This is a genomic window from Amycolatopsis sp. NBC_01480 (assembly GCF_036227205.1).
Taxonomy (GTDB): domain Bacteria; phylum Actinomycetota; class Actinomycetes; order Mycobacteriales; family Pseudonocardiaceae; genus Amycolatopsis.
The window spans coordinates 9070268-9095347 of sequence record NZ_CP109442.1 but is presented as its reverse complement, the minus strand read 5'-3'; the positions used below and the strand labels follow the sequence as shown (position 1 = coordinate 9095347).

Sequence of the window (25080 nt, the reverse complement as noted above, 5' to 3'; positions counted from 1 at the left end):
CGGCATGGCGGAGCCGGACGGCTGGGGCGTGCTGGAGCAGGCGGGGGAGCTGGCCCGCCGCGGTGAGGCGTTCGCGCTGGCCACGGTGGTGTGGCGGCAGGGACCGTCGTCGGGCAAGGAAGGCTGCCGCGCGATCATCACCGCCTCCGGCGAGCTGCGCGGCTGGATCGGCGGGGCCTGCGCCGAGCCGACGGTGGTCCGCGAGGCCCGCCAGGCGCTCGCCGAGGGCACGCCGCGGCTGCTGCTGCTCGGCACCCCGGACCAGTTCGGCGCCGCGGTGCCGGACGGCATGACCGTGGTGCCGATCTCGTGCCAGAGCGAAGGGGCGCTGGAGGTGTACATCGAGCCAGTGGAGCCCGCGCCGCACCTGGTGGTGGTCGGGCGTTCGCCGATGGCCACCACGCTCGTCGAGCTGGCGGCGACGCTGGGCTGGCGCGCCGAGCGGCTGGAGAATCCCGAGTTCACGGGCGTGACCGCACAGTCCTTTGTGGTCATCGCGACGCAGGGGCACAACGACGAAGAGTCGATGGAGCGCGCGTTGGCCGCCCGGCCCGCGTACCTCGGCCTGGTCGCCTCGCTCCGCCGTGGCCAGGCGGTGCTCGGCTACCTGGCCGACCGCGGTGTGCCCGCCGAGGACCTGGCCCGCGTGCAGGTGCCGGCCGGGCTGGACCTGGGCCGCGTGTCGCACCGGGAGATCGCCGTCGCGATCCTGGCCGAGCTGGTGCGGGCCCGGGCCGCTCGTTCGGCGCCGGTGGCCGTTGTCACCGAGTTGCCCGAGGCCGTGGACCCGGTGTGCGGCATGACCGTGCCCGCGGCGGACCCGGTCGAGTACGAGGGCGCCGAGTACAGCTTCTGCTGCTCCGGCTGCCGCGCCGAGTTCCAGCGCGACCCGGCCGTTTACGCGAAGAAGGAGACCCGATGCTGATCCGGAACCAGTTCGAGGTCGCGCAGCCGGTGGACAAGGTGTGGCGGTTCTTCGACGACGTGCCGCGGGTCGCGGCCTGCCTGCCCGGCGCGGAGCTGACCGAAGACCTCGGTGACGAGCGGTACAAGGGCCGCGTCAGCGTGCGGATGGGGCCGGTGTCGCTGCGGTTCGGCGGCACGGCCACGATCACCGAGCGCGACGACGCGGCCCAGCGGATCGTCGTCGACGCCGCCGGCTCGGAGGAGAAGGGCCGCGGCGAGGCGAGCATGACCATCACCGCGACCCTGGTCCGCTCCGGCAGCGGCACACGCGTGGACGTCGACCAGGACCTGCAGATCTCCGGCGCCGCGGCGCAGTACGGCCGCGGCATGATCGCCGACGTCACCTCGGTGCTGATGCGTGACTTCGCGGTGAACCTGCAGGACGGCATCGCGCGCGCCGAGCGCGGCGAGGACCCGGCGGCCCGGCACGCGGCCCCGGCCCGCGGGTTCCGGATCGGGCTGCAGGCGGCGCTGATGGCGCTCAGACGCGTGTTCCGCCGGTTCTTCCTGCCCTACCCGAGTACCCCGGCCTGAGGAGGCGACCATGGTCCTGTGGTGGATCGGCAACGCCGTGCTGCTGCTCGTCGTGCTGCCCGTCGTGATCGCCCTGCTCAACCGGGTCCTGGCCGCGGTGGAGCGGATCCGCGCCGCGGCCGACGACATCCTCGCGGGCGGTGGTGAGCTCGCCGGGCGGCTGGAACCGGTGCCCGCGGCGCTCGCCCGCACCGGCCGCACCATCGACGAAGTGGCCGCCGGCGCGACCCGGTACGCCGGCAGCGTCGCGAAACTCCTGGGCTGAAAGGAATCCCGCTATGCCTGCTGCCGCCTGGGCCACGCTCGCCGTGGCCGCGCTGATCATCCTGTTCGCCGCCGTCGGGCTGCTGCGCGTCATCCTGCACCTGCGCCACGTCCGGCGGACGCTCGGCTCGGTGCTGGGCGGGGTCACGCTGGTCGCGGAGCGCACCGCGCCGGTGCCCGCCGCCCTCGCCTCGGTGAACGCGAGCCTCAAGCCGGTGCGCGACTTCTGCGAGACGGTGTGACCACAATGGACAGTTTTCGGGAGAGGAGCGCGCCATGACGGCGGGCTGGATCGTCGGGTTCGCGATCGGGGTCGTGGTCGTGCTGGCCGTCGTCGCGCTGGTGGTGCCGATCCTGGCGCTGGTCCGCTCGATCGGCCGCGCGGCCCCGCTGATCGACGAGCAGCTCAAGGCGGCCGAGGCGAACACCGCCGCGCTGACCGGGCTGCGCACCACCATCGACCACGCCGAGGTGATCGTGGCCGGGCTGCGGCGCGGCCGCGTGCGGTTGGGAGGCTAGCCATGTCCTCGACGGACCAGACCCTGTGGTGGGTCGCGATCATCGCCGGTTTCGTGGTGGTGCTGGCGGTCGCCGCGCTGCTGAGCCTGCTGATCTATTTTGTGAAGATCATCGACCGCCGCGTGGCGGGCATTCGCGACACCCTGCACGGCGCCGCGGAGAACACCCAGCACACCACGCTGATCCCGGAGACGGCCGCCCGCGTCGACGCCGTCCTCGCCGAAGGCCTGCAGCACCACCTGTTCCTCGGCCGGGTGCTCGGAAAGGTGAAGTCATGACCACCACGCTGGTCGTCCTGACCGTGGCCGACATCGTGCTGCTGATCGCCGGGCTGGCGGTGTACCTGTTCTGGGTGGGCACGCTGCTCGCCCGGGTTGCGGCGAATCTGGAGGACTGCGCGGAAACGGTCCGCCGCATCAATGTCCACGCTGCGGCGATCGTGCCGGGTGTCTCGCACATCAACCGCACTGGCGGGGTGGTCGCGGGAGCGCTGCCGCTGCTTTACGGGATGGCGGAAGAGATCGTGGTCGGCGCGACCTACGCTCCGCCGACGGAGGCGCGTCCACCGGCCCGGCCTGCCTCGGGGACGCGGCGGTCCCGGCTTCACGACGCGGTGGGGTTCGCGCCCCGCTGAGGGCCCGGGTGGAAGGACTCGTGAGTGTTTGCGCCGGTTCTAACCGTCTTCAACACTCACGAGTCCTTGGGCCAGGAGGATCAACGGCTGTGCCCGATCCAGTTCTCGTGCCAGCTGGGCTCGAACTGCTCGGCATTGCAGCGCGGACGGTAGACCGCCGTCAGCTCGCGGACGATCTGCTCGCGGTGCGCGGGCAGGCCGCCCGGGACCTGGTAGGTGCAGATGTGCACCTTCCAGCGCGAGCCGGCGCGGGCGATCCAGCAGGCGGCGCGTGGGTGGCGGAACGGGAAGTGCTCGCGCGTAAGGTCTTCGGCCTGATCGACGTAGATCACGGCGTACCGCTCGGGCCGGGTCTCGGGGTCCGGTTTGTACAGCACGGCATACACCGCGGCGACCGGCGGCGGGGTCCAGCCGCCGAGGAGGCGGGGGCCGTCGAACGGGTAGCCGGCGGCCGGGCCGAGGCGGATCACTCGTCCTCGCCGACGGCCTCCACCCGGCCGACCGGGCCTGGCGGCAGCCCGGCGGCCGCGGCGGCGCGGCGGAACTCCGCGGTCGCCAGCGCGACGGCCCGCTCCCGGTCCGGCGCCTCGACCAGCAGCCGCGCGCCGTAACGGCTGGTGCCGATCCCGCTCGCGATGCCGCCCGCGGGCGCGACCGCGTCGGCCAGCTCCACGATCTCCTCGCGGGTGAACACGCGGTCGCCGTCCGCCTCGAGGCCCACACTCCACCGTGTCACCGCTGCTCCTGACCGAGCCCCGGCAGCAGTGCCGCCAGCTCTTCCAGACTGTGCAGGTCGTGCCCCGACACCAGTAGGTCCACGTGCGGCGCGGCGATCATCAGGCCGAGCGTGCCGGCGCCGCGGTGCGGGTTCGTCCACACGAGACGGTGGCTCAGCCGGGAGAGCCGGGCCATCGCGTTCGCCAGCACGTCCGGGTCACCGCGGTCCAGCCCGTCGGAGCAGATCACCACCACGCCGCCGCGGCACAGCCCGCGCCGTCCCCAGGTGCGGACGAACTCGTCCAGCGACGCCCCGATCCGCGTCCCGCCCTCCCAATCGACGACCGCCTCGGCCGCGCGCGCCAGCGCCTCGTCGACGTCACGCGTCCGCAGCCGGTCGGTGATCCGGCTCAGTCGCGTGCCGAAGCAGAACACCTCGACCTTCGCCGCGGCGTGACGCGCGGAGTAGGCGAACTGCAGCAGATTGCGCGAATAGTCGGCCATCGAACCGGAGATGTCGAGGATGAGGATCAACGGGCGCAGCCGCGTCCGGCGCTGCCGCCAGCGCAGCTCGCCGGGCTCGCCGAAGCTGCGCAGGGAATCGCGGACGGTCCGTCGGAGATCCGGTGCCCGGCCGGAGCGGGCGGGGCGCGTGCGTCGGGTGCGACGGCGCGGTGGGGTCAGCCGGATCCGCGCCATCATCCGTCGGATCGCCGCCAGCTCTTCGTCGGTGCAGGCGCCGAAAGCCTTGTGCTTCAACGTGTCCACATCGGACGCGGCCAGCCCGAGCAGCGTGTCGGTCTCCCGCTCATCGCCGGTGCGCTCGGGCTCCGGCAACGCGAGGGTCGCGTCGTCCGCTGCCTCGGCGGTGAGCTGCAGCAACTCGGCCACGGGGCCTTCGGCGTCCAGGAAGTAGCGGCGGAACACCTCGTCGTACCGCGGCCCGTCTTCGTGCCGTTTGAGCAGCGCGCTGTGCCCGGCCCAGTAGAGGTCGAGCAGGTCGGCCGGGTCGAGTGCGGTCATCGCGCGGCAGTACGTGAGCGCGTCACCGGAGCCGACGGGCAGCCCGGCTTCCCGCAGCTCGCGGGCGAAGCCGACGAGCACCCGCACCAGCGCGGCCCGCTCAGGCACCGGAGGTGACTTCCGCGAGGTGCTCGCGCACCACGTCGAGGTCGTCGCGGTCCTTCACCACGGCGCCGAGGGTGTCGGCGGCGGAGCGCTCGTCCAGCTCGTCCTCGCCGAGGAACCGGAGCATGCGGGCCCAGTCGATGGTCTCGGCCACCCCGGGCGGCTTGGCCAGGTCCAGCTCGCGCAGCCGCTGCACGGCGGCGACCACCTTGCGCGCCAGCGCCGCGGACACCCCGGGCTCGCGCACCAGCACGATCTCCACCTCGCGCTCGGCGGGCGGGTAGCCGAGCCAGTGGTAGAGGCAGCGGCGCTTGAGCGCGTCGTGCAGCTCCCGCGTGCGGTTCGAGGTGAGCACCACCAGCGGCGGGCTCGGCGCGACGATGGTGCCGACCTCGGGCACGGTCACCTGGAAGTCCGACAGCAGCTCCAGCAGGAAGGCCTCGAACTCGTCGTCGGCGCGGTCGATCTCGTCGACCAGCAGCACCGCGCGGTCGCCGGCGCGGACGGCGGCCAGCAGCGGCCGTTCGAGCAGGAACTTGGGCCCGAACAGCTGCTCCACCACCTCGTCCGCGGCGGCCTCGCGGTCCTGCAGCGCGCGGATCTGCAGCAGCTGACGGGCGTAATCCCATTCGTAGAGCGCCTGCGCGGTGTCGATGCCCTCGTAGCACTGGAGCCGGATCAGCCGTCGTTCGAACACCGCCGCGATCGTTTTCGCCACCTCGGTCTTGCCGACGCCGACCTCGCCCTCCAGCAGGATCGGGCGGTGCAGCGAGAGCGCGACGAGCAGCGCGGTGGCGAGGCCGCGGTCGGCGAGGTAGCCGCCGTCGCGCAGCGAGCCGGTGAGGCCGGCGACGGTGTCCGGGTAGTCCATCCCCGCGCGCTACGCCTTCTCGTCCGCGCCGAGCACCAGGTCGCGGACGGTGCCGGTGCCGGGCTTGAGCTTGCCCTCCTTGGCGAGCTGCGTCTTCCAGGCGTCCCGCAGGTCGCCGCCCTCGGCCAGCCCGTCGAAGCCGACCGCGGACATGTTCTTGCAGGTCCGCTGGGGGCCGCAAGCCGCTTCGAGGTCTTCGCTGCGCCGGCCCCGGGCGCTCCAGAGCTCGCGCAGGACCTGCCGTGCGTCGTCGTCCATGGCGCGACGGTAGGCCCGCCGCGGGGCCCGGTCATCGCTGGATTAACCGTTTGCTTAAGGAGTAATGTCCAGTCTCCGGTGGGAGCAGAAAGTATCTACGGATGACACTGGGCCAGCTCAACGCGTTCGTCCTGGTCGCCAGGCTCGGCTCGGTCACCGACGCGGCCAAGGCGCTGGGCGTGAGCGAGCCCGCGGTGTCCCAGGCGCTGGCCGCGCTGCGCCAGCACCACGGCGACAAGCTGCTGATCAAGCGCTCCGGCGGGATGACGCTCACCGCGGGCGGCAGCCGGCTGCTCCCGATCGCGTCGCAGATGGTGGCGCTGGGCGCGGAGGCCGACGCCGCCGTCCGGCAGGCCAACGGCGTCGCCGCGCGCCTGCAACTGGCGGTGACCAGCGAGATCGCCGAGTTCGTCGCCAATCCGCTGCTGGAGGCGTTCACCCGGAGATCGGGGAACTCGATCGACGCGTCGGCCGGCCTGGCCCGCACGTCGGAGCTGCCGGTGCTGGTCGCGAACCGCCTGGCGGACGTCGCGCTCGGACCCAGTCTTACCGGCGACTCGGGGCAGGACCTCGACAGCATGCCGATCTTCCGCGCGTCGCTGGTCGTGGTCGGCTCGCCGCACTGCCGCCACCAGGGCAGCCCGGCGCACTGGCCCTGGCTGCTGGACCCGGCGGGCGCCGACGCGGGCAGCGACACCGGCCGCCTGCTGCGCCGACTGGGCGTCCCCGACGACGCCATCCAGGTCTTCCCGAACCAGACCGCCGCCTGGTCCGCAGCGGCAAGCGGCGGCGGCGTTTCGGTGGCGCTGGAACACCTGGTCGCCCCCCAACTGCGCCGCCACGAACTGACCGTCGTCCCGACCCGCCACACGCCGATGTCGGTGTGCTGGTTCGTAACCACCTTGCCCACCGACCGCCGCACCGGCGCGGCCAACTCGTTGCGGCACTTCCTGAGCACCCCGGCGGCGATGCATGTGATGCGGGCTCCTGGGAGCGGGGTGCCGCCTTCGCGGTTCCGGCCGCCGGTTTATGTGACGATCTGGAGCTGAAGGGCTCGTGAGTGCTCATGACGGTTAGAACCGGCATGAACACTCACGAGGGGCTCGGCTGTGCGGCTGAGCCGGAGGGGCCGGAGGGGTGAATTGCCTACCGGGGCACCGGTTTGCGCGTGTTGCCGGTCACCATGTTCCCGAGGCTCACCCCGACGCCGACGCCCACCTCGGCCGCCCAGGCGACCCCGAGGGCCGTCGTCAGGGCGACGCTCAGGACCAGGCCCGGTTCTTCCTTGCGGGACAACGGTTGTGCTCCTTCACTGGTTCTTGGTCTGGAAACCACCGGTCCGGAAACTACCGGGATGTCCTTCACTGATGCGGTCATGGATCACCGTCCGTCGTGTCGCCCTGCTGGCCGTCCTGCGGAGATCCGGTCCTGCTGCGGCATCTTCGCCGCGGCACGACGGCCTCAACGCTAGCAACGTCCGCGAATCCCGCCAGGCCCTTCACTCGGACGTTGCAACGACAGGGAGACGCAGTGACCACTTAGGACTGAACGATCCGGCCACGTCGGCGCCGGAGGTGACCCGGCCGGTCGGATTCCAGGGAACCGGGTGAAAAAAATGGCATCGTTGTCATCCCGTGCCGGGATGGGGTGCGCCGGGACGGGCTCGGGCAAAGTCACTGATCACCCGGCCTGCTCCCACCGCCACCACCACCGCGGGGTGGCAGCGCGTAATGCGCCCCAACGTGGCGTTCGGTGCTCCAGCCCTGCCCCACCACCACCCTCAACGGAGGCGCTCCGCGCCCAGCCCTGATTCCACGCAACCAACGCCACATTGGGTGCGCTCAACCTGGATCCACCGATGAGTTTGTTGGTGATCTTGGTGTGGGTTGGTGATCTTGGGTTGGGGTGTGGGCGTGCTGGGTCGTGCTGGCTGGTCCAGCGCGTCCACGTGTGGTTTCCGGTCAGGCCCTGTTTTCGGGGTGGGGCGGGTGGGGTTCAGGCTGGGTGTGGTGGTGGGTGGGTGCTGGTGAACAGGGTGGTGAAGGGGGCTGCCCAGGGCCAGTTGCGGGGCAGGTGCAGCACGATCTGGCCGGAGGGGGTGCGGGTGATGTGGGAGGCGAGGTGGATGAGGTGGCGGCGGATGGTGCCGGTTCTGGCTTTGGCGTGGAAGGTGGAGGCGAGGTGGCCTGCGGCGCGCAGGAGGTTGTGGGTGAGGGCGGAGAGGGTGAGCCAGGCGGCGTTGGCAGCGAAGCGGCCGGAGGGGAAGTGGGCGAGGGCGGCGTCGGACAGGTCGGCGAAGACCTGCTCGATGGCCCCGGCGCGGGCGCGGTGGTGGGCCTCGATGGCCGCCGGGCCGGCGGGATAGTTGGTGAAGATGGCCTGGTAGCGCCAGGCGGTGAACAGTCCCGGCGCCTCTTCTGGGGTGTGGGCGGGGGTGCGGCGCACGACCAGGTCGGCGGTGATCCGTTGTCCGCGCTGGGTGGTGGGATTCGTGAACGCGGTGTAGCGGGTGAGGGCGATCTCGGCGGTGTGGATCCGTGTCCCGGTCTCGCCGTCGTGGACCGGTTGGTCGTAGGTGATGGTTGTCCAGGCGGTCTCGGGGATCGCGGCGATCGCGGCGCGGATCGGTTGGCGTTGCGGCGCGGTGACGCTGAACCAGTGCCCGGCGTCGGTGACGGTCTTGATGACTTTCCCGACGTAGAACCCGGAATCCATGCGCACCCACAGTTTCTGTCCTGTCCCCAGGGCGTGGGCCGCGGTGGTCAGGTTCTGCCGCAGGAACGACGCCGCGCCGCGGCGGGTGTCGGCGTTGCCGCCGCGCAACCGGGTGCCGGTGATCACCGGCGCGCTCCGGTCCCGGCCGCCGGAGAGGGTGGCGGCGAGGAAGTTCAGCCCGCGGACCTTGGTATAGCCGAACGCCGCGCCTTCTTTGCTCCGCCCGAACACCTGGCTGATCTTGGAGTCCAGATCGAGGAACACCGGCCGCCCGGCCGCCTCCGGCACCGGCAGCACACCCGGGGCCAGCTCACCGAGACGGGCCAGGACCTGCCCGGCCGTTCTCTCCAGCTGCGCCACGTGCCCGATCGTGAAATGCCGCAGGAACGTGCCCAGCGTCGACGGCGCCCGGATCCCGCCGAACAGGGCCGGTAACCCGCCGTGGCGCAGCACATCCAGATCGTCGATCGAGTCCGCGCCGGCGACCATGCCCGCCACGATCGAGGCGATCTTCGCCCCCGCGTTCGACCCTTTCGTGCCACCCAGGGTCAGCAGCTCGTCGGCCACATCCGCCAGCCCGGCGTGCTCGGCCAGCCGCATCACCGGAACCACACCAGCCTGCGACACGAGATCCGGATCATCACAGCGCACCGACAACGCGCCAGCCATATGAGACGATCGCATCAGCAGATGCCCTCCCACTCGTGGACTCTTGTTCCGTCGCAAGAACAATCATCCCAAGTCAGAGGGCATCTGCGCATCCACGACACGACCCACCACCAAGATCATCGGTGGATCCAGGCTCAACGCAACCAACGCCACATTGGGGCGGAACAACGGAGTCCGGCCCGGACGGGCGCGGGCTCAGTCGATGCGCAGTTCGCCCATCGGGCCCCAGCCGGTGCCGGGGGTGTCGACGCTGACGATCTCCGGGGTGCGGGCGATGACGCCCGGCATCCAGCCCATCGCGGTCTTGAAATGGGCCGAGCCGACGTGCGCGGAGCCGGCCTCGGGGGAGGCGAAGGCTTCGACCAGGACGAACTGGTTCGGCACATCGACACTGCGGGACCACTCGAAGAACAGGTTGCCCGGCTCGCGGCGGGTGGCGAGGGTGAAGTCCTCGACCAGGCCGAGCCAGTCTTCACCCCGCTCGGGGCGGATCGTGAACTTGACGACGATGAAGATCATGGGTGCCCTCCGAAGAAACCCAGTGGATAGCCGGCGAAACGAATTCCGGGCGTGGGCCGGGCGCCGCGACCACCCGTGCCCACGACCGGCCGGCACCCGGCGGGCGTCCCGCGTCGGGTACCGAGTCCGATGTCCGAGCGTGGGCCCGCCTCTAGGGCAGGCCTACGCTCGGCGGCCCCGCCCTAGGCAGGACCCGAACCGGCCGGGCCGCACGAGACGGGCCGGAACCGGCTGGCCTGCGCCCGGCGAGGCCCGGACCGACCGGGCCGCACGAGGCGGGACCGGAACTGGTCGGCCGCGTCATGCGGGACCCGAACGGTTGGCCCTCGCCGGGCGGGATCCGAGCCGGCCGGGCCGCGCCGGGCGAGACCCAATCCAGTGGGCCGCAAGGCGCGGGACCGGAACCGGTTGGCGCCCGTCGGGTGAGACTCGAACCGGCCGAACCGCCCGGCGAGGCCCGAAACCGGCTGGCCCGCACGAGGCGGGACTCGAACCGGCCGGACCGCACCAGGTGGGCCCGGAACCGGCGGGCGCCCGTCGGGCCGAACCCGAACCAGCCGAACCCGAACCCCACCAAGCAGTCCCACGACCGCTCAGTAGATGTTCGACGGCCGCACCATGCCTTCGGCCAGGTCGCCGAAGCCGGGGGCCATGATGGCGCCCGGGTTCTGCAGGATTTCCTCGACCACGAGGGTCTCGGTGGTCAGCAGCAGGGCCGCGATGGACGCCGCGCTCTGCAGCGCCGAGCGGGTCACCTTCAGGGGGTCGATCACGCCGGCCTCGAACATGTCGCAGTACTCGCCGGTCAGGGCGTTGAAGCCGTGGCCGAGTTCGGACTTGCCGACCTGTTCCAGCACCTCGTCGCCGTCGTAGCCGGCGTTGATGGCGATCCAGCGGAGGGGCTCGACCAGGGCGCGGCGGACGATGTCGCGGCCGATTGCCGCGTCCCCACCGAGGTCCAGACTGTCCAATTCGGACCGGGCCTGGACCAGCGCCGTGCCGCCGCCGGCGACGATGCCCTCTTCGATCGCCGCGCCGGTGGCGGACAGGGAGTCCTCCACGCGGTGCTGCTTCTCGCGCAGCTCGACCTCGGTGGCTGCGCCGACGTGGATCACCGCGACGCTGCCGGAAAGACGCGCGATCCGCGCCTGGAGGTTGTCCTGGTCGTGCTCGTTCTCGGCGCGCTCCAGCTCCCGCTTGATCTGCTCGATCCGCCCCGACACCACCGCGTCGGCACCCGCGCCGCCGACCATCGTGGTCGAGCCCTCGGTGATGGTGATCCGGCGGCAGCGGCCCAGCTGGTCCAGCCGCACCGCGTCGACGCTCTGCCCGGCGTCCCCGGTGATCACCTCGCCGCCGGTGTACACGGCCAGGTCGGCCAGCTCCGCCAGGCGCCGGTGGCCGAAGCCGGGCGCCCGCACCACGACCGAGCGGAAGGTGTTGTGCACGTTGTTCGCCACCAGCATGCCCAGCGCCGGCCCGTCCACCGTCTCGGCGATGATCACCAGCGGCTGCTGCGTCCTGGTCACCTGCTCGAGCACCGGCATCAACGTCTGCACCTTCGAGATCTTCTCGTTGGTGAACAGGATGTACGGGTTCTCGAAGACCGTTTCCATCCGGTCCTTGTCGGTGGCCATGTAGGGCGAGATGTAGCCGTTGTCGAACTCCACGCCGTCCGCGAAGTTGACCTCCAGCCCGAACGCGTGCGACTCCTCGACCGTCACCACGCCGCCGAGCCCGACCCGCCCCATCGCCTCGGCGATGATGTCGCCGATCTCCGGGTCGTTGTTGGCCGAGAGGGTGGCGACGTGCGCCAGGTCGGCGCTTTCGGTCACCGCGCGGGCGCGCTCCTGCAGCACCTCGACCACCCGGCCGACGGCCTTCTGGATGCCCGCCTTGAGCAGCTGCGGGTTCGCGCCGTCGTCGACGGCGAGCAGGCCCTCCCGCACGATCGCCTGCGCCAGCACGGTGGCGGTGGTGGTGCCGTCGCCCGCGACCCCGTTGGTCTTCATCGCCACCTCCTTCACCAGCTGCGCGCCCATGTTGGCGAACGGGTTGCGCAGCTGGATCTCCTTGGCGATGGTGACGCCGTCGTTGGTGATGGTCGGCGCCCCGGTGAGCTTTTCGATCACGGCGTTGCGGCCCTTGGGGCCGAGCGTGACCTTCACCGCGTCGGCGAGCGCGTTCACGCCCGATTCGAGCAGCTGCCGCGCTTCGACGTTGAACCGCAGGTCCTTGGCCATGGCTGTCCCTTCCGTGGAGAGGTTGTGGTCGCGGTTGAACCTTCCGCGGTCAGGGCACGAGAATGGCCCGGCCGCGCACTAGCCCGTTGTCCAGATCGTCGAGCGCCCGGCCGAAGTCGGTGAGGGCGTAGGTGCTGGTGTGCAGCGAGACTTTCCCGCGTGCGGCCAGCACCATCAGCTCGGCGAGGTCGTTGTAGGAACCGACGAGGTTGCCCACGAAGTTGATTTCGGTGGAGATGATGTCGATCGTCGGCACCGCCAGCGTCCCGCCGTAGCCGACCACGTAATAACTCCCGGCGCGCCGCAGCATCGCCACGCCGGCTTCGATCGCGCCGCCCTCGCCCACGAAGTCGACGACGGCCTCCGCGCCCTCGCCGCCGGTGAGCTCCAGCACCGCCTGGGCTTCCGAGCCGTCGGCCACCACCAGGTGGTCCGCGCCCAGCTCTCCCGCGAGCTTCAGGGCCTCCGGTGACCGGTCGACCACGATCAGCTCGGCCGGCGAGATCGCCTTGAGCACCTGGATGCCGATGTGCCCGAGCCCGCCCGCGCCGATCGACACCACGCGCTCGCCGGGCCGCAGCTGCGCGGCCGCCTTGCGCGCCGCGTGGTACGCCGTGAGGCCCGCGTCGGCGAGCGCCGCCACGTCCGCCGGAGCCAGCGAGGAATCCAGCTTGACCACGGCACGCGCGTTGGTGCGCAAGTATTCCGCGTACCCGCCGTCACTGTCGATGCCGGGGAACAGCGACTGGACACAGTGGACGTCGTCGCCCGCCCGGCAGGCCTTGCACAGCCCGCAGGTGGCGAGCGGGTGCAGGATCACCGGGTCGCCGACGGCCACCGAGGTCACCGCCTCGCCGACCTCCGCCACCCAGCCCGCGTTCTCGTGGCCGAGCGTGTACGGCAGCGTGACGCCGGACTTCTCCGCCCACTGGCCCTCGATGATGTGCAGGTCGGTACGGCACACCCCGGCGCCGCCGATCTTCACCACGACGTCGAGCGGCCCGGTCGCGTGCGGGTCCGGGACCTCGGTGAGCTCCGGCGTGCGGTCGTAACCGCGCAGCTGGACCGCCTTCACGAAGACACCTCCTCACGCGCGGTGCGGGTCTCCGGGTAACGCGTGTGCAGCAAACCGCGGCACAGCCCCGAATTCCCCTCGATGCTGACCCGCACCGCCTTGGCGAACCGCAGCCGGCCGGCCACCCGCTCGGGCGCGACCGCCTCGCCATCGTCCTCAACCAGCAGCGGCGAGCCGGGGTCGGTGGACAGGCCCAGCTCGGCCCGGCGCCGCAGCAGGCTCTCGCGCTCCGGGGACTCCGGGACGTCGCCCAGCCGGCCCGCGGACAGCGCGTCGATCTGCCAGCCCTCGCCGACCAGCCGGCGCACCGCGCGCTCCAGGCAGGCCAGGTGCGCCTTGCGGCGGAAGGTCAGGCGCAGCTCGGCCGGCTCGCCGCCGCCCTGCCCGGGGAACGCGCCGCCGAAACCGGACTCGGCCGCGAAATGGTCCTCCAGCACGACTTCCACCGTGCCGACGCTGGGCAGCGCCAGCACCGCGTCGTGCGCGTCCGCCACCATCAGGTAGGCGAAGTTGGGCGCGCACACTGTGCTGGTAGATACCGAACCGGCCGGAAGAAAGCAGTTCTCCGGGCTGGTCGCTGCTCCCGATCGGCTTGCTTCCGGCCTTTTCGGTAAGTAGGTCGGCAGCCGCAGCCGCACGGCGACGGCGTGGCCACCGTCGTCGTGCAGCCGCACCTGGACGTCCGAGACGAAGCCGAGGCCGGTGATGGGCTCGTCGAGCTCCGGGTCCACCACGGTGGCCAGCGCCCGCCAGACCCGCGCGGTCAGTGTCTCGCTCGTCGCTGCGGTCATGCCGGCACCTTGGGAGCCGAGCCGACCGCCTCACCGGAGTCCGCGGGGGCGCCCGCCAGCCCGGCGGTGACTTCCGCGGGCACCTCGATGTCGTACAGCTTGGCGGCGTTCAGGCCGAGGATCTTCTTCTTGATCTCCGGGGTGAGCGTGCCGTACTCGCTCTGCATGTCCTCCGGGATCTGGAAGTCCACAAAGGACTCTACCAGCCACTTCGGCTGCCAGATCGCGTAGTCGCTGGCGAAGGTGATCCGGTTCTCGTCCAGCCAGTACAGCAGCTCGCCGATGATCTGGGCGAAGTAGCGCGGGCGGGTGTGGATGAACGGCATCGCGACGGCCAGGCCGCCGTAGACGTTCGGCTCCTGCGTGGCGATCCAGCAGAAGTCCTCCAGCCGCGGCAGGCCGACGTGCTCGATGATGAAGTTCAGCTCCGGGAACGCGCTGGCCGCGTCGTCCACGTCGGCCACGTCGAAGGCGTCGCGGTTGAGCGGGTAGATCGTCGGTCCCTTGTGGACGTGGACGTTGCGGATCCCCAGCTGCTCGCACTTCTCCAGGTAGCGGTAGGCCCACGGGTCGGACAGCTTCCAGCCCTTGGAGTCGCCCTTCCACTCGGCCGTGTAGAGCTTGACGCCCTTGAGGTTCCAGCGCTCCGAGAGCGCCTCGAGCTTGTCCAGGCCGGCCTCGCCGTCACGCGGGTCGAAGGCACCGTTGACGATGAACTTGCCGGGGTTGTTCTCCGAGACCGCGCCGTCCTGCTCGGTGGTGTTGAAGCCGTTGACGTAGAAGTCGCTCAGGTAGGTCGGCTGGAAGATGGCCTTGTCCACGTAGCCCTCGGTGAACAGGTCGTTCAGCAGCGTCTCCTCGGAGTACTTGCCGAACTTCTCCAGCGTCCACACCCACTCCGACGGGCTGAGGTTGCGGTGGTAGTCGTAGAAGCACTCGATGAAGCCCTTGCCGTACCGGTTGGCCTGGTTGGCCGGGCTGCCGTCCCAGAAGTGCACGTGGCTGTCGACGATGAAGTAGCTTTCGCCGTCCTTGCGATACATGGGGATCCCTTTCTCGGGGTGATGCGGGGGGCCGGGGCGAGTCGCGTCGCCCCGGCCCCCTCGAAGGAACCGGTGTCGGGCGCGGGCTACTCGACCGGTTCGAGATCGAAATCGATGTACTCGGCGGCGTCCTCCGGATTGGCGAACAGGACCGTCTCGTCGTCGAGGTGGACCATGCGCCCGTAGTGGGTCGACATGATCTCCTCGAAGTCGGGCTGGCCGAAGTCGAAGCCGATCGCGTCGGAGATCTCGTCCCAGTTGAAGACGACCTTGTTCTTCCCGTCGACGCGGATCATCGACGGGTACTCCGCGACCGTGACGCCTTCCTTGTGGCGCATCACATCGGCCACCACGTAGCCATTCTGGTTGTTCATCAGCGTCACGCCACACATGTTCGAAGCCGTGCGGTCAACGGTGTACTGCCTGCTCGCGGTCATGAAAGCAGTCCTTTCGGCTCGTCGAGGGCCAGCTCGTCCAGCAGCGTGCGCAGGCCGGTCACCGACGCGTCCCAGGAGTCGGCGAAGGTGACGACCTTCTCGTGCGGCTGCGACCAGATCGGCTGCAGCGTCTTGGCCGCGGCGGTGGCCACCGGCACCCACTTCTCCAGCCAGGAGGTGAGCACCTCCTTGTTGTGCGCGGAGTGGGCCGCGTCGTTGGTGAGCATGGCGAACAGGACGCGGGTGTAGCTGCGGTCCCGCTCGTAGTCGTGCTCGCCCGCGCCGACCAGCGTCGGGGTCACGTAGTCGCCGTTGCGCGCGGCCACCTGCATCACCAGGTGGCTGCGGAACAGCACGCCCACCAGCTGCTCGAACACCACGTTGGCGGCGAACAGCGATTCGGCCCAGTCACCGATCGCGGTGAGCCGCTCGACGGTCTCGCGCACGCCCTGCCACGCCGGGTCCTCCTGCCAGACCGCCCGGTGCACCGCGCCGTCGAACGGGATGTCGGACTCGCTCAGGTCCAGGTTGTAGAGCGCCAGGTCCTGGGCGAAGCGCAGCTTGTGCGCGGTGTTCACGGCGATGGCGTTGTTGATCATGTTCGTCGGCGCGGACCGCTGCTCCGAGCAGAACACGTGCATGCCGAGGCCGTGCTCGGCGTGCATCCACGCGCCGAGGTGCCGCTCGATGAAGCGCGCCCAGGTCGGCGTCCAGTTGTGGTAAGCGCCGGCGTTCTTGGCGTTCTCGAGGTTGAGCTGGATCTGCCGGACCACGTTCGAGTTGTTCCGGTAGATCGTCTGCTCCCACTCCTCGTTGGGGTCGAGGAACTGGTGCCAGTCGGACGACTTGAGCGCCGTCCACTCCTTGGGGTAGCCGCCGGGGCCGTCCGCGAAGCCGTAGATCCAGCCCTGCGAGAGGTGGCGTTCCGGGTCGGGCTGGACGTCCATCGTGACGTCCTCGTACATCGTCGCGCGGAGCTTGCGCGGCTTGAAGTAGTTGTAGCTGCGGCTCGTCGAGCTCGGGAAGTCCAGCAGCCCGGCTTCGGCGCCGGTGAATTCCGGCTTCGGGAAGCTCTGCGGGGCCTTTTCCGTACTGACCATGAGCACACCTCTCTGTGTGTGTCGGCCTGCTTTCGGGTGGTGCCGTCGCCTGCTGTCAGTCGTCCGCGGCGGCGGTGATCGTGAACTTGTCGTAGAAGACCTGCTCGCCCGGCACGCCCATGCTTTCCAGCAGGGGCAGCGCCGCGTCGACCATGGGCGGCGGGCCGCACAGGTAGACGTCGCAGTCCGCGAGGTTCGCCTCCCGGCGTTCCAGCACTTCGGTGACGAGCCCGGTTTCGCCCTCGCCCTCGCCCGGCCAGCCCTCGGGCGCGCTCTCGGAAAGGCAGGGCACGAAGGTGAAGCTGGGCAGCTGCCGCGCGAGTTCCGCCATCTGCTCGAGGTGGAACAGGTCCCGCTCGGTGCGGGCGCCGTAGTAGTACACGGCCTCCCGCTCGTTACCGCTGTCCGCCATCTGCTGCAGCAGCGAAAGGATGGGCGACATGCCCGCCCCGCCGCCGACGAACACCAGCCGCCGGTCCGAGCTGACCCGCAGGGTGAACGTGCCGTACGGCCCGGTCACCGAAAGCGGGTCGCCCGCGGACAGTGTTCCCTCGAGCAGCCCGGAGAACTTCCCGCCGGGGTAGCGCTTGATGATGAACTCGAGCACCCCGTCCACGACCGAGGTGTTGGCCATCGAGAACGACCGGTGCTCCTCGGTGCCGGGGATGGAGATGTCGACGTACTGCCCCGGGTGGAAGCGCAGGCCGGCTTCGGGGTCGAGCTTCAGCCGCACGAGCGAGATGTCGTGCGTGAGGCCGGTGATCGACTCCACCGTGGTCCCCGCCGTGACGACCGGCAGGCCGGACCGGATCATGTCCTCGTCGTAGTTGACCAGCTCGATTTCGAGGTCGGAGTACGCGTGCCCGCGGCAGAGCAGCACGTAGCCTTCCTCGCTCTCGTAGTCGGCCAGCGCGAACGTGGAGTACCGGTCCATCTGCAGGTCGCCTTCGAGCAGGAAGGACTTGCACGCCGAGCACTGCCCCTCCTTGCAGCCGTGCATGAGCATGACGCCCTGCCGGAAGGCCGCGTTGAGGATCGTCTCGTCCTCGTCGGCCTCGATGTCGATGCCGACGGGTTCGAACCGGATCTTGTGCTTCTCGCCCATGGACGGCCTTCCTGGGATGGGGGCAACCACCGGGGCGCCCGGGATTCGAACCCGGGCACCCCGGCGGGAACCGGTCGGGGGAGCGGTCTTCTTTCTCAGGCCACCGTGACGTTCGGGTTCGCCCGGTAGGCGGCGACATGCGCCTCGCGCTCGGCGTCCGACATCTTGTTCAGCGCGATGTTGGGGCTGCCGAAGGGAATGCCGCGGACGTCGTCGAGCGTCCAGAGCTTCTTCGCGTCGTCGAGGTTCAGGTGCGGCTGCGGGATCAGGGTCTTCCCGTCGTCGCGGACGTAGCCCAGGTCGGAGATGATGTCGGCGAGGTCCATCCCGTCGTACAGCGTCTCCCACTCGCGCTTGCCCGTGAGCCGGCCCATGTTCGGCGTCTCGCGGCCCTCGTACTCGCCGCGGAACGCGGTGGTGTCGGTCCAGGCACAGGTCTCCGAGCAGTAGGTGCGCCACTGGCCGTCGACCTTCTCCACCACCATGTCCTCGCGGATCAGCGCGGGCACCATGCAGGTCCAGCAGCGGTGCGGGTACTCGTAGCCGACGTCCTCGAAGGCGATCGGCTTGTTCTTGCCCGGGTAGCGCAGCCGGCTGTAGGCCTCCCACCACTTGCCGAACTGGTTGTACCAGCCCGGGTACTTCGACTCGAACCACTCGAAGTCGGTGTCGGTCATCGGGTCGATGCGCCAGTAGTTCACCGGCCAGCCGGTGGCGAAGAACTGGGCCACGCGGTGCACGTAGAACCCGTTGATGATCCGGTCCCAGGCCTGCTCGACCAGGTCGTGCGGGATCTTCAGGCCGTACTTCTCCAGCGGGATCAGGTAGCTGCGGTAGTAGTCGTCGTAGATCCACCGGCGCCACATCTCCGCGTAGCTGTCGCGGTCCTTGCGGCGGTCCTTCGTGCCGTACTCGATGAAGGTGCCGATCGCGGCGTCCACCACGCAGTGGTTGTTCCACCAGGCGTAGCGCAGGTCCCGCTCCAGCAGCTGCCGGTTGTCCTCGTCGGCCAGCGCCATCAGCAGGATGGAGTAGCCGTTGCTGATGTGGCGCGACTCGTCGGACTGCACCGAGTGGAACACCGTCGGCAGCAGGTAGTCGCCGTTGGCGGCCGCCTCCGAGGGCATCGCGACGAACAGCGTGTTGGTGAACGCGGTTTCGGCGACCACCGTCAGGTAGATGTTGGCCGCGGTGATCGCGTCACCGGTGATGAACCCCTCGCCGAATTGCCGCCCGATCGTGCCCGCGTAGTTGTTGGAGAACGCCTTCTCCGTGATGTCGAACCCGGCCGGGTCGATGTAGTGGTTCATGTAGAGGCGCTTGAGGTTCATCTGGATCGTCGAGTGCCGGACCTCGTCGATCATCTGCACCGCGAGGCCGTTGTGCACCTCGGGGTTGGGCACCGCGTCGATGGCCATCGGCATCGCGCGGGCCGCGGAGATCTCCGGGAACGGGATGATCGACAGGAACAGCTTCTGCCATTCCATCCACCGCTCCTGGACCTGGCGGAACATGTTGCCGCGGATGGCGCCGTCCATGGCGCCGAACACGCGGTTGTCCTTTTCCTCCTCCATCGGGAAGTACGAGCGGAGGATCTGCTTCAGCGGGTCCTTCTTGGGTGCCTTGTCGAACTTGTAGTCGGTGCCGAAGCGCTTCGCGGGGGTCGCGAAGGTCGGTTCCCACGACAGTTCCGTGATCTTCTTGTGGGCCTTGCTCAGACTTTGTCGACTCACGCCGTACCTCCGTTGGGATCGGTCGTCGGCAGTTCCTGGCTCGGCTTGGTTCGCGCCGCTCGCGGTGGTGATCCGGTCCCCGTGACAGCGGTGTGCGCCGCCGGGCACCGGATGCAGCTCGCACGTCGCCGTCCGGATGAGAGGACTACATCGCGAGTAGCATGTGATGGCGGTCTCAATTTGAGACAGGCGGCTTCCGGCACCGCGGTTATGGTGGCCAGGACACGACGTCGTGCGCCGGCCGGGGCGCCGCGACGCCCCAGCGCCGGGAGGTGAGGCATTGACCGAGTCCACCGGCTCCCTCGCGTCGCCGGACCGGCTGGCGACGGCCAGGGAACAGTTCCTGTGCACCGAGGAATTCGATTCCGGATCGGTCCGCAAGACGATCCTGGCTTCGTGGTCGCGTTCGCGGACCCACCAGGTGGCCGCGGACCACGTGGTCACGCCCTTCGTCGAGGACCCTGATCTGGAGACGCCGCTGCTGCAGAGCGCGGGCGCGGTGCTGGACGGGCTGCAGGACAAGCTCAGCGACCTCGCGGTCAGCGTCGTGCTGACCGACGACCAGGCGCTGGTGCTCGACCGCCGGACCGAGGACCGGGCGCTCGAGCGGTACCTCGATGGGGTGCAGCTGGCCCGCGGTTTCAGCTACGCCGAGGAGTTCGTTGGTACGAACGGGATCGGCACGGCACTCGAAGGGCGGCAGGCGACCGCGGTGTTCGGCCACGAGCACTACGCGGAGAACCTGGACACGCTCGCCTGCGCCGGCGTGCCGATCCGGCACCCGATCTCCGGGCAGGTGCTGGGCCTGCTCGACCTGACCTGCTGGCGCAAGGACGCCGGGCCGTTGCTGCTGGCGCTGGCGAAGGCGACCGCGCACGACATCGAGACGGAGATGACGAACCAGGTCGGCCTCCGCGAGCTGAGCCTGTTCTCGGCGTACCTGCGGGCCTGCCGGCGCGGGCAGGGCATCGTGCTCGCGGTCAACAACGACCTGGTGATGCTGAACGACCACGCGCGCCAGCTGCTCGTGCCCGAGGACCAGGCCGCGCTGCTCGCGCGGGCGGTGGAAGCGCTCGACACGCAGTCCGACCGGTCGCTGTCGATGGACCTGCCCAGCGGCGCCCGCGCGCGGCTCTCGTACACCCCGGTCTCCAGCGACGTCGGCCCGGCCGGCGGCGTGGTGCGGGCCCGGCTGCTGCAGGAGCCGGAGGTGGTCGCCGCGCGCGCCGACGCCCGGCTGCCGGTGCTGCCCGGGATCGTCGGGACCGGTGCGTTGTGGGCGCGTGCTTGTCACTCGATCGGCCGCTTCGCGCGGGACCGGAAGTGGACCGTCGTCGAAGGCGAGGCCGGCAGCGGCAAGCTCGCGCTGTCCCGGGCCGCGCACTCGGCCGCGACGGCCGGCGCGCCGTGCGAGGTCGTCGAGCTGGCCGGCGGCGGCGAGTGGGAGACGCGGGTGCGCGAGGCGCTCGGGAAGGGGCTCGGCTCGGTCGTCTTCCGGCACCTGGACGCGTTGCCCGCCAAGCAACAGCGGGCGCTGGCCGAGGTGCTCGACGAGGCCCGGCTCGACGCGCGGGTGTGGGGTGTCGCCACGGTTTCGGAGGGCCGCCAGGACGGCTTGGACGCCGACCTGATGCGTCACTTCCCGACGTCGGTTTTGGTGCCGCCGCTGCGGCACCACATCGAGGACGTGCGCGCGCTGGTGCCGTTCCTGCTGGCGCAGCTGGGCAAGGGCCCGCTGCTGCACTGCTCGCCGGGCGCGCTGCAACTGCTGCTGCGCAACGAATGGCCGGGCAACGTCGCCCAGCTGCGCCGGGTGCTGCGGACCGTGGTGCACACGCGCCGCGCCGGCGTGGTCGAGCCGGAGGACCTGCCGCCGGAGTGCCGGACCGTGGTCAAGCGCGTGCTGAACCCGCTGGAGTCGCTGGAACGGGACGCGATCGTGCGCGCGCTGCTCGACACCGACGGCAACAAGTCCCGCGCCGCGCACGCGCTCGGCATGTCCCGGGCGACGATCTACCGCAAGATCCGCGATTACGGCATCGACATCCCGTCGTGAATCCCGTGACGGGTGTCCGGAGGGGCGGGGCATGATCGACCTGGAGCACGCTCACGGGGTGGCCGTGATCCGGATGCACGAGAACCGGTGCGGCGCGCTCGATCCGTCCACTTTGGACCGGGTGGCCGCCGCGCTGCGGTATGTGGGTGACGCGTACGCGGTGGTGCTGACCGGCTGGGAGGACGTGTTCTCCCGCGGCTGGGCCGGCGGCGACCCGGAGCTGCTGGAGCGCGCCGTGCTCGCGGTGTCCCGCCATCCGATGCCGGTGGTGGCAGCCATCGGCGGGGACGCGCTGGGTGCGGGCTACGCGCTGGCCGCGGCCGCCGATGCCCGGGTGATGTCGTCGGAAGGACAGCTCGGCCTGGCCGGAGCGGCGGCGCTGACTCCGGACGTCGAAGCAGTCCTGCGTCGGCACGCGGGCGCGGCTTGGCGGGCGGTTTCGGTGGGGGAGCGGATCTTCGGGGCGGATTCGGCACGGGCTGCGGGACTGGTGAACGTCTGCTGCGCGCCGGGTGAGGTGGTGCGGGTGGCCGTGGAACGGGCGGCGCTGCTGGCCGGGTCTGCCGGTGAAAAGCTCGTGAGCGTTCACGACGGTTAGAACCGGCATGAACACTCACGAGTCTTTCAGGGCTGTGCCGGAAACTCCTTGCGCACCGCCGGAAGCACCTCGGTGCCCAGCAGCTCGATGGCCTTCATGATCTTCGCGTGCGGGACGCCGGACCAGTCCATCTGCATGGCGTACCGGTCGGCGCCGGTCAGTTTGCCGACGGTGATGAGCCGTTCCGCGATTTCCGCGGGGCTGCCGGTGAACAGCGATTGCGCGTTGTGGGTGTACGAGTCGTACTCGGCCCTCGACGGGATCGCCCAGCCTCGGGCCTGGGCGCCGTACTTCATCGTTTCCAGCCAGTACGGGTAGAAGCTTTCCTTGGCGTCCTGGGAGTTCTCGGCGATCAGGCCGATGGCGCTCATGGTCACGTTGAGGTCTTCGGGGGCGTGCTCGCCGGCCTCGCCCGCGCGGCGGTAGAGGTCCACGAGCGGGGCGAAGCGCTCGGGCTGGCCGCCGATGATCGCGTACACCACCGGCAGGCCCAGCAGGCCGGCGCGGATCGAGGACTCCGGGTTGCCGCCGGTGCCGACTGAGATGCGCAGGCGGCGGCCGTACGGCCGGGGGTAGACGTGCGCGTTCTCCAGCGGCGGCCGGAACCGGCCGGACCAGGTGATCGGGTCCTCGCGGTCGATGCGCAGGAGCAGCGCCAGCTTCTCCTCGTACAGCGCGTCGTAATCGCCGAGGTCGGCGCCGAACAGGGGGAACGACTCGGTGAACGAGCCGCGGCCGGCCAGCAGCTCGGCGCGGCCCTTGCTCAGCTGGTCGAGCGTGGTGAACTGCTGGTAGACGCGCACCGGGTCCTCGGTCGAGAGCACCGTGACGGCGCTCGACAGCGTGATGTGCTCGGTGACGCTCGCCGCCGCGGCCAGCACCGTGGCCGGGTTCGAGATGGCGTAATTCTCCAGGTGGTGCTCGCCGAGGCCGTAGAAGCCGAGGCCGAGCTCGTCCGCGAGCTTGATCCGCTCGACGGTCTCCGCCAGCCGCTGCGCGACCGGCACCTGCTCGCCGGTCAGCGGGTCCGGCGGGCGGTCGCCGAAGCTGTAGATGCCGAGTTCCATGTCTGCCTCCCAGGTCCTGACACCGAAAATAGCACGGTTGCTGATGTGTCAACATCTTCCGCGGGAGTGTTCGTGGTCACGGACTCAACCTTCCGGAGTCCTGGCTCGTCGATCACCGTGGGACAGGACGAGGAGGCGGGTTTCGATGCGGGTGAGGAGCTACGCGGCGGGGCTGCTGACGGCCGTGGCCGTGACGGGTTGCTCGGCCCAGGCGGCGACCGAGCCGCCACCGGTCCAGGCGTCGAGCCGGCCCGCGGCGCCGAGCGTGACTCCCAGTTCGACCACCCTGCCGCCACCGCCGTCGCCGCCGTGTTCGGTGAAAACGGGGGCTTGCGCGAGCCTGTCGCTGCGGCTGGCGTGGCTGCTGAAGGACGGCGCGGTCGTGTACGGCCCGGTGCCGATGGAGCCGGGCGACGCCACCCAGCCGACGCCGGCCGGCACCTTCCGCGTCGCGTGGAAGGACAAGGTCCACACCAGCAGCGAGTACGGCGACCCGATGCCCAACTCGGTGTTCTTCGCCGCCGGCGGCATCGCCTTCCACGCCGGCCCGCTGGACCGGCCCTCACACGGCTGCATCCACCTGACCGACACCGATTCGGCGGTGTTCTTCGACGGCTTGCCGGTCGGCGCCGAGATCGAAGTAACACACTGAGTCGGGTTTCCTTGCCCGGCAACGGTTTCGGTGCGGCCCAGGTGATCAGCGACCGAGGCTAGGCAGCTCCGGGGAGTCCGTGTCCAGCGGTACGGCCGCTCCGCGCACGAGTCCCAATTGGACGGTCGGGCGGCGGCTCACCGTGGCCAGTGCCCAGCCGGTGGCGGTGCGCAGCCGGTTGCCCGGCATGGCGAACAGGTGGTACCCGCGGGTGACGATCTTCGCGACCCGGCCGGAAAGCGGGATGTGCAGCGGGTTCGCCGCGGCCCGGCCCGCGCCGAGGTCGACGACGAAGCCGAGGTCGTGGTGGCGGTACGTGCGCGCGCGGCCGTGCCCGAGCGAAGCGGCGACGTTGCGCCCGGCCAGCCGGCCCTGCCGTTCGGCGTGCTGGGCGGTCATCGCCGTGTACGTGCCGGGCTGCGTCAGGTCCGGCACCGCGGCGGCGTCGCCGCAGGCGAACACGTCCTCGCGGCCCGGCACGTTCAGCTGAGCGGTGACGACGATCCGGCCCTTCGCCGTGTCCAGGCCGAGCTGGGAGACGAACGGATCCGGCCGCACCCCGACGCACCACACCAGCGTGCGCGTGGCCACCGTTTCGCCGTTCGTGAGCTGGACGCCGTCCGGCCCGGCGTGGCCGACGGAGGTGCCCATGAGGACTTCGACACCGCGGGCCCGCAGCACCTGGTCGGCGGTCCGGCCGAGCTTCGGGTTCAGCTCGGGCAGCACCTTGTCCGCGATGTCCAGCAGCAGCCAGCGGATGCGCTGTCCCTCCAGCCCGGGGCGCCGGGCGGCGAGCGCGGCGGTGAAGTCCGGGCCCTGCGCGGCGACCTCCGTGCCGGTGTACCCCGCGCCGACGACCACGAACGTGCACCGCGCGTCCCGCTCCGCCGGGTCCTCGGCGGCCGCCGCCAGCTCGATCTGGCGCGTGACGTGGTCGCGCAAGTACAGCGCCTCGGGTACCCCTCGGAACCCGTGCGCGTACTCGGCGACCCCGGGGATCGGCAGCAGCTTGTTCACGCTGCCGGCGGCGAGGATCAGCCGATCGTAGGACAGCCGGTGCTCGCGGTCCTCGGGATCGGTGTAGCTGACGGTGTGCCCGTCGAGGTCGACCGCGGTCGCCTTGCCGAGCGCGAGCCGCACCCCGGGCAGGGTGTCCGGGATCGACACGGTGATCGCCCGCGGGTCGAGGATCCCGGACGAGACCTCCGGCAGCAGCGGCAGGTAGAGGAAGTAGTCGGTCGGGTTCACGACCACGACCTCGACGCCCTGGCCGCCGGCGGTCTTCAGCAGCGCCTTCGCCGCGTGGTAGCCGGCGAATCCGCCGCCGACGATCACGACCCGCATCGTTCCTCCTGACGGTTCGGCCTGCTTTCCCCGCACGGATAC

General features: G+C 70.5%; 29 protein-coding genes. 11 read left to right on the top strand and 18 right to left on the bottom strand.

Translation table 11 applies throughout. From position 1 onward, the window contains the following. Positions 1 to 4: 4 nt before the first annotated feature. From OG371_RS42340 to OG371_RS42310, 7 genes are read left to right on the top strand one after another with little or no spacing between them, the layout of a single operon-like run. Complete coding sequence (locus tag OG371_RS42340) at positions 5 to 925, top strand: XdhC family protein (protein WP_329062574.1); 921 nt, start codon at positions 5 to 7, stop codon at positions 923 to 925. Next, the gene (locus OG371_RS42335) at positions 919 to 1500 is read left to right on the top strand and encodes an SRPBCC family protein (RefSeq protein ID WP_329062573.1); all 582 of its coding nucleotides are present in this window, start codon (positions 919 to 921) and stop codon (positions 1498 to 1500) included. The genes OG371_RS42340 and OG371_RS42335 overlap by 7 nt, the downstream gene beginning before the upstream one ends. Before the next feature lie 10 nt (positions 1501 to 1510). Next, positions 1511 to 1765 carry a hypothetical protein gene (locus OG371_RS42330; protein ID WP_091622618.1) on the top strand — a complete coding sequence of 85 codons (255 nt, stop codon included), beginning with the start codon at positions 1511 to 1513 and terminating at the stop codon, positions 1763 to 1765. A gap of 13 nt (positions 1766 to 1778) precedes the next feature. Then, positions 1779 to 2006, top strand: a complete 228-nt coding sequence (locus OG371_RS42325) for a hypothetical protein (RefSeq protein ID WP_329062572.1) — start codon at positions 1779 to 1781, stop codon at positions 2004 to 2006. A gap of 34 nt (positions 2007 to 2040) precedes the next feature. Next, positions 2041 to 2283 carry a hypothetical protein gene (locus tag OG371_RS42320; protein WP_329062571.1) on the top strand — a complete coding sequence of 81 codons (243 nt, stop codon included), beginning with the start codon at positions 2041 to 2043 and terminating at the stop codon, positions 2281 to 2283. 2 nt (positions 2284 to 2285) lie between these two features. Next, on the top strand, positions 2286 to 2561 hold the full coding sequence (locus OG371_RS42315; protein ID WP_329062570.1) for a hypothetical protein: 276 nt from the start codon (positions 2286 to 2288) through the stop codon (positions 2559 to 2561). Continuing rightward, positions 2558 to 2917: a hypothetical protein gene (locus OG371_RS42310; protein WP_329062569.1), complete on the top strand. Its 360-nt coding sequence runs from the start codon at positions 2558 to 2560 to the stop codon at positions 2915 to 2917. The genes OG371_RS42315 and OG371_RS42310 overlap by 4 nt, the downstream gene beginning before the upstream one ends. Before the next feature lie 80 nt (positions 2918 to 2997). On the opposite strand, the gene OG371_RS42305 is transcribed toward OG371_RS42310, so the two are convergent. Genes OG371_RS42305 through OG371_RS42285 form a run of 5 tightly spaced genes read right to left on the bottom strand, consistent with a single transcriptional unit; the run spans position 2998 to position 5891 of the window. Next, the gene (locus tag OG371_RS42305; RefSeq protein ID WP_329062566.1) at positions 2998 to 3387 is read right to left on the bottom strand and encodes a hypothetical protein; all 390 of its coding nucleotides are present in this window, start codon (positions 3385 to 3387) and stop codon (positions 2998 to 3000) included. Beyond that, positions 3384 to 3653: a hypothetical protein gene (locus tag OG371_RS42300; RefSeq protein WP_329062565.1), complete on the bottom strand. Its 270-nt coding sequence runs from the start codon at positions 3651 to 3653 to the stop codon at positions 3384 to 3386. Before OG371_RS42300 ends, OG371_RS42305 begins: the two co-directional genes overlap by 4 nt. After that, complete coding sequence (locus OG371_RS42295) at positions 3650 to 4765, bottom strand: vWA domain-containing protein (protein ID WP_329062563.1); 1116 nt, start codon at positions 4763 to 4765, stop codon at positions 3650 to 3652. The genes OG371_RS42300 and OG371_RS42295 overlap by 4 nt, the downstream gene beginning before the upstream one ends. After that, positions 4758 to 5633 carry an AAA family ATPase gene (locus OG371_RS42290; RefSeq protein ID WP_329062561.1) on the bottom strand — a complete coding sequence of 292 codons (876 nt, stop codon included), beginning with the start codon at positions 5631 to 5633 and terminating at the stop codon, positions 4758 to 4760. The genes OG371_RS42295 and OG371_RS42290 overlap by 8 nt, the downstream gene beginning before the upstream one ends. Before the next feature lie 9 nt (positions 5634 to 5642). Next, the gene (locus OG371_RS42285; RefSeq protein ID WP_329062558.1) at positions 5643 to 5891 is read right to left on the bottom strand and encodes a hypothetical protein; all 249 of its coding nucleotides are present in this window, start codon (positions 5889 to 5891) and stop codon (positions 5643 to 5645) included. A gap of 101 nt (positions 5892 to 5992) precedes the next feature. Here OG371_RS42285 and OG371_RS42280 point away from each other — a divergent pair, with 101 nt between their 5' ends. Then, complete coding sequence (locus tag OG371_RS42280) at positions 5993 to 6940, top strand: LysR family transcriptional regulator (RefSeq protein ID WP_329062556.1); 948 nt, start codon at positions 5993 to 5995, stop codon at positions 6938 to 6940. A gap of 97 nt (positions 6941 to 7037) precedes the next feature. Here OG371_RS42280 and OG371_RS42275 read toward each other — a convergent pair whose 3' ends face one another. From OG371_RS42275 to OG371_RS42225, 11 genes are all read right to left on the bottom strand, one after another. Then, positions 7038 to 7187, bottom strand: coding sequence for a hypothetical protein (locus tag OG371_RS42275; RefSeq protein ID WP_329062554.1), 150 nt, complete (start codon positions 7185 to 7187; stop codon positions 7038 to 7040). Positions 7188 to 7886: 699 nt separating this feature from the next. Continuing rightward, positions 7887 to 9275: an IS1380 family transposase gene (locus OG371_RS42270; RefSeq protein WP_329062161.1), complete on the bottom strand. Its 1389-nt coding sequence runs from the start codon at positions 9273 to 9275 to the stop codon at positions 7887 to 7889. Between the two features lie 195 nt (positions 9276 to 9470). After that, positions 9471 to 9794: a putative quinol monooxygenase gene (locus OG371_RS42265; protein ID WP_329062552.1), complete on the bottom strand. Its 324-nt coding sequence runs from the start codon at positions 9792 to 9794 to the stop codon at positions 9471 to 9473. Between the two features lie 593 nt (positions 9795 to 10387). Further along, entirely contained in the window at positions 10388 to 12037 is a 1650-nt protein-coding gene (gene groL / locus OG371_RS42260; protein WP_329062551.1) for a chaperonin GroEL, read from the bottom strand. Positions 12038 to 12086: 49 nt separating this feature from the next. Continuing rightward, complete coding sequence (locus OG371_RS42255) at positions 12087 to 13112, bottom strand: NAD(P)-dependent alcohol dehydrogenase (RefSeq protein ID WP_329062549.1); 1026 nt, start codon at positions 13110 to 13112, stop codon at positions 12087 to 12089. After that, complete coding sequence (locus OG371_RS42250) at positions 13109 to 13903, bottom strand: iron-sulfur cluster assembly protein (RefSeq protein ID WP_329062547.1); 795 nt, start codon at positions 13901 to 13903, stop codon at positions 13109 to 13111. Before OG371_RS42250 ends, OG371_RS42255 begins: the two co-directional genes overlap by 4 nt. Further along, positions 13900 to 14946 (bottom strand): amidohydrolase family protein, encoded by a 1047-nt coding sequence (locus OG371_RS42245; protein ID WP_329062545.1) that lies wholly within the window; start codon positions 14944 to 14946, stop codon positions 13900 to 13902. The genes OG371_RS42250 and OG371_RS42245 overlap by 4 nt, the downstream gene beginning before the upstream one ends. An 86-nt stretch (positions 14947 to 15032) precedes the next feature. Then, positions 15033 to 15383 carry a propane 2-monooxygenase effector subunit MimD gene (gene mimD, locus OG371_RS42240; RefSeq protein ID WP_329062543.1) on the bottom strand — a complete coding sequence of 117 codons (351 nt, stop codon included), beginning with the start codon at positions 15381 to 15383 and terminating at the stop codon, positions 15033 to 15035. Next, on the bottom strand, positions 15380 to 16483 hold the full coding sequence (locus tag OG371_RS42235; protein ID WP_329062541.1) for an aromatic/alkene monooxygenase hydroxylase subunit beta: 1104 nt from the start codon (positions 16481 to 16483) through the stop codon (positions 15380 to 15382). Before OG371_RS42235 ends, mimD begins: the two co-directional genes overlap by 4 nt. Positions 16484 to 16538: 55 nt before the next feature. Then, entirely contained in the window at positions 16539 to 17588 is a 1050-nt protein-coding gene (locus OG371_RS42230; protein ID WP_329062539.1) for an FAD-binding oxidoreductase, read from the bottom strand. A gap of 95 nt (positions 17589 to 17683) precedes the next feature. Next, positions 17684 to 19321, bottom strand: coding sequence for a methane monooxygenase (locus OG371_RS42225; RefSeq protein ID WP_091622665.1), 1638 nt, complete (start codon positions 19319 to 19321; stop codon positions 17684 to 17686). A gap of 280 nt (positions 19322 to 19601) precedes the next feature. Here OG371_RS42225 and OG371_RS42220 point away from each other — a divergent pair, with 280 nt between their 5' ends. Both OG371_RS42220 and OG371_RS42215 read left to right on the top strand, forming a co-directional pair. Continuing rightward, positions 19602 to 21377 (top strand): sigma-54-dependent Fis family transcriptional regulator, encoded by a 1776-nt coding sequence (locus OG371_RS42220; RefSeq protein ID WP_329062536.1) that lies wholly within the window; start codon positions 19602 to 19604, stop codon positions 21375 to 21377. Between the two features lie 31 nt (positions 21378 to 21408). Further along, a complete protein-coding gene (locus OG371_RS42215) occupies positions 21409 to 21975 on the top strand; it encodes an enoyl-CoA hydratase-related protein (protein ID WP_329062534.1) in 567 nt (188 codons plus the stop codon). Between the two features lie 26 nt (positions 21976 to 22001). Here OG371_RS42215 and OG371_RS42210 read toward each other — a convergent pair whose 3' ends face one another. After that, on the bottom strand, positions 22002 to 23042 hold the full coding sequence (locus OG371_RS42210) for an LLM class flavin-dependent oxidoreductase (RefSeq protein WP_329062532.1): 1041 nt from the start codon (positions 23040 to 23042) through the stop codon (positions 22002 to 22004). A 145-nt stretch (positions 23043 to 23187) separates the two neighbouring features. Between OG371_RS42210 and OG371_RS42205 the strand changes: the two genes are divergently transcribed. Continuing rightward, a complete protein-coding gene (locus tag OG371_RS42205; protein ID WP_329062530.1) occupies positions 23188 to 23694 on the top strand; it encodes a L,D-transpeptidase in 507 nt (168 codons plus the stop codon). 45 nt (positions 23695 to 23739) lie between these two features. Here the strand turns inward: OG371_RS42205 and OG371_RS42200 are convergent, their stop codons facing one another. Continuing rightward, positions 23740 to 25038 carry an NAD(P)/FAD-dependent oxidoreductase gene (locus tag OG371_RS42200; protein ID WP_329062528.1) on the bottom strand — a complete coding sequence of 433 codons (1299 nt, stop codon included), beginning with the start codon at positions 25036 to 25038 and terminating at the stop codon, positions 23740 to 23742. Positions 25039 to 25080 lie beyond the last annotated feature (42 nt).

Coding starts and splice junctions, on each gene's coding strand:
- OG371_RS42235 (WP_329062541.1), bottom strand. CDS start 16,483: ATGGTCAGTACGGAAAAGGCCCCGCAGAGCTTCCCGAAGCCGGAATTC.
- OG371_RS42325 (WP_329062572.1), top strand. CDS start 1,779: ATGCCTGCTGCCGCCTGGGCCACGCTCGCCGTGGCCGCGCTGATCATC.
- OG371_RS42250 (WP_329062547.1), bottom strand. CDS start 13,903: ATGACCGCAGCGACGAGCGAGACACTGACCGCGCGGGTCTGGCGGGCG.
- OG371_RS42340 (WP_329062574.1), top strand. CDS start 5: ATGGCGGAGCCGGACGGCTGGGGCGTGCTGGAGCAGGCGGGGGAGCTG.
- OG371_RS42320 (WP_329062571.1), top strand. CDS start 2,041: ATGACGGCGGGCTGGATCGTCGGGTTCGCGATCGGGGTCGTGGTCGTG.
- OG371_RS42290 (WP_329062561.1), bottom strand. CDS start 5,633: ATGGACTACCCGGACACCGTCGCCGGCCTCACCGGCTCGCTGCGCGAC.
- OG371_RS42215 (WP_329062534.1), top strand. CDS start 21,409: ATGATCGACCTGGAGCACGCTCACGGGGTGGCCGTGATCCGGATGCAC.
- OG371_RS42310 (WP_329062569.1), top strand. CDS start 2,558: ATGACCACCACGCTGGTCGTCCTGACCGTGGCCGACATCGTGCTGCTG.
- groL (WP_329062551.1), bottom strand. CDS start 12,037: ATGGCCAAGGACCTGCGGTTCAACGTCGAAGCGCGGCAGCTGCTCGAA.
- OG371_RS42280 (WP_329062556.1), top strand. CDS start 5,993: ATGACACTGGGCCAGCTCAACGCGTTCGTCCTGGTCGCCAGGCTCGGC.
- OG371_RS42315 (WP_329062570.1), top strand. CDS start 2,286: ATGTCCTCGACGGACCAGACCCTGTGGTGGGTCGCGATCATCGCCGGT.
- OG371_RS42285 (WP_329062558.1), bottom strand. CDS start 5,891: ATGGACGACGACGCACGGCAGGTCCTGCGCGAGCTCTGGAGCGCCCGG.
- OG371_RS42200 (WP_329062528.1), bottom strand. CDS start 25,038: ATGCGGGTCGTGATCGTCGGCGGCGGATTCGCCGGCTACCACGCGGCG.
- OG371_RS42210 (WP_329062532.1), bottom strand. CDS start 23,042: ATGGAACTCGGCATCTACAGCTTCGGCGACCGCCCGCCGGACCCGCTG.
- mimD (WP_329062543.1), bottom strand. CDS start 15,383: ATGACCGCGAGCAGGCAGTACACCGTTGACCGCACGGCTTCGAACATG.
- OG371_RS42205 (WP_329062530.1), top strand. CDS start 23,188: ATGCGGGTGAGGAGCTACGCGGCGGGGCTGCTGACGGCCGTGGCCGTG.
- OG371_RS42330 (WP_091622618.1), top strand. CDS start 1,511: ATGGTCCTGTGGTGGATCGGCAACGCCGTGCTGCTGCTCGTCGTGCTG.
- OG371_RS42270 (WP_329062161.1), bottom strand. CDS start 9,275: ATGGCTGGCGCGTTGTCGGTGCGCTGTGATGATCCGGATCTCGTGTCG.
- OG371_RS42265 (WP_329062552.1), bottom strand. CDS start 9,794: ATGATCTTCATCGTCGTCAAGTTCACGATCCGCCCCGAGCGGGGTGAA.
- OG371_RS42335 (WP_329062573.1), top strand. CDS start 919: ATGCTGATCCGGAACCAGTTCGAGGTCGCGCAGCCGGTGGACAAGGTG.
- OG371_RS42230 (WP_329062539.1), bottom strand. CDS start 17,588: ATGGGCGAGAAGCACAAGATCCGGTTCGAACCCGTCGGCATCGACATC.
- OG371_RS42245 (WP_329062545.1), bottom strand. CDS start 14,946: ATGTATCGCAAGGACGGCGAAAGCTACTTCATCGTCGACAGCCACGTG.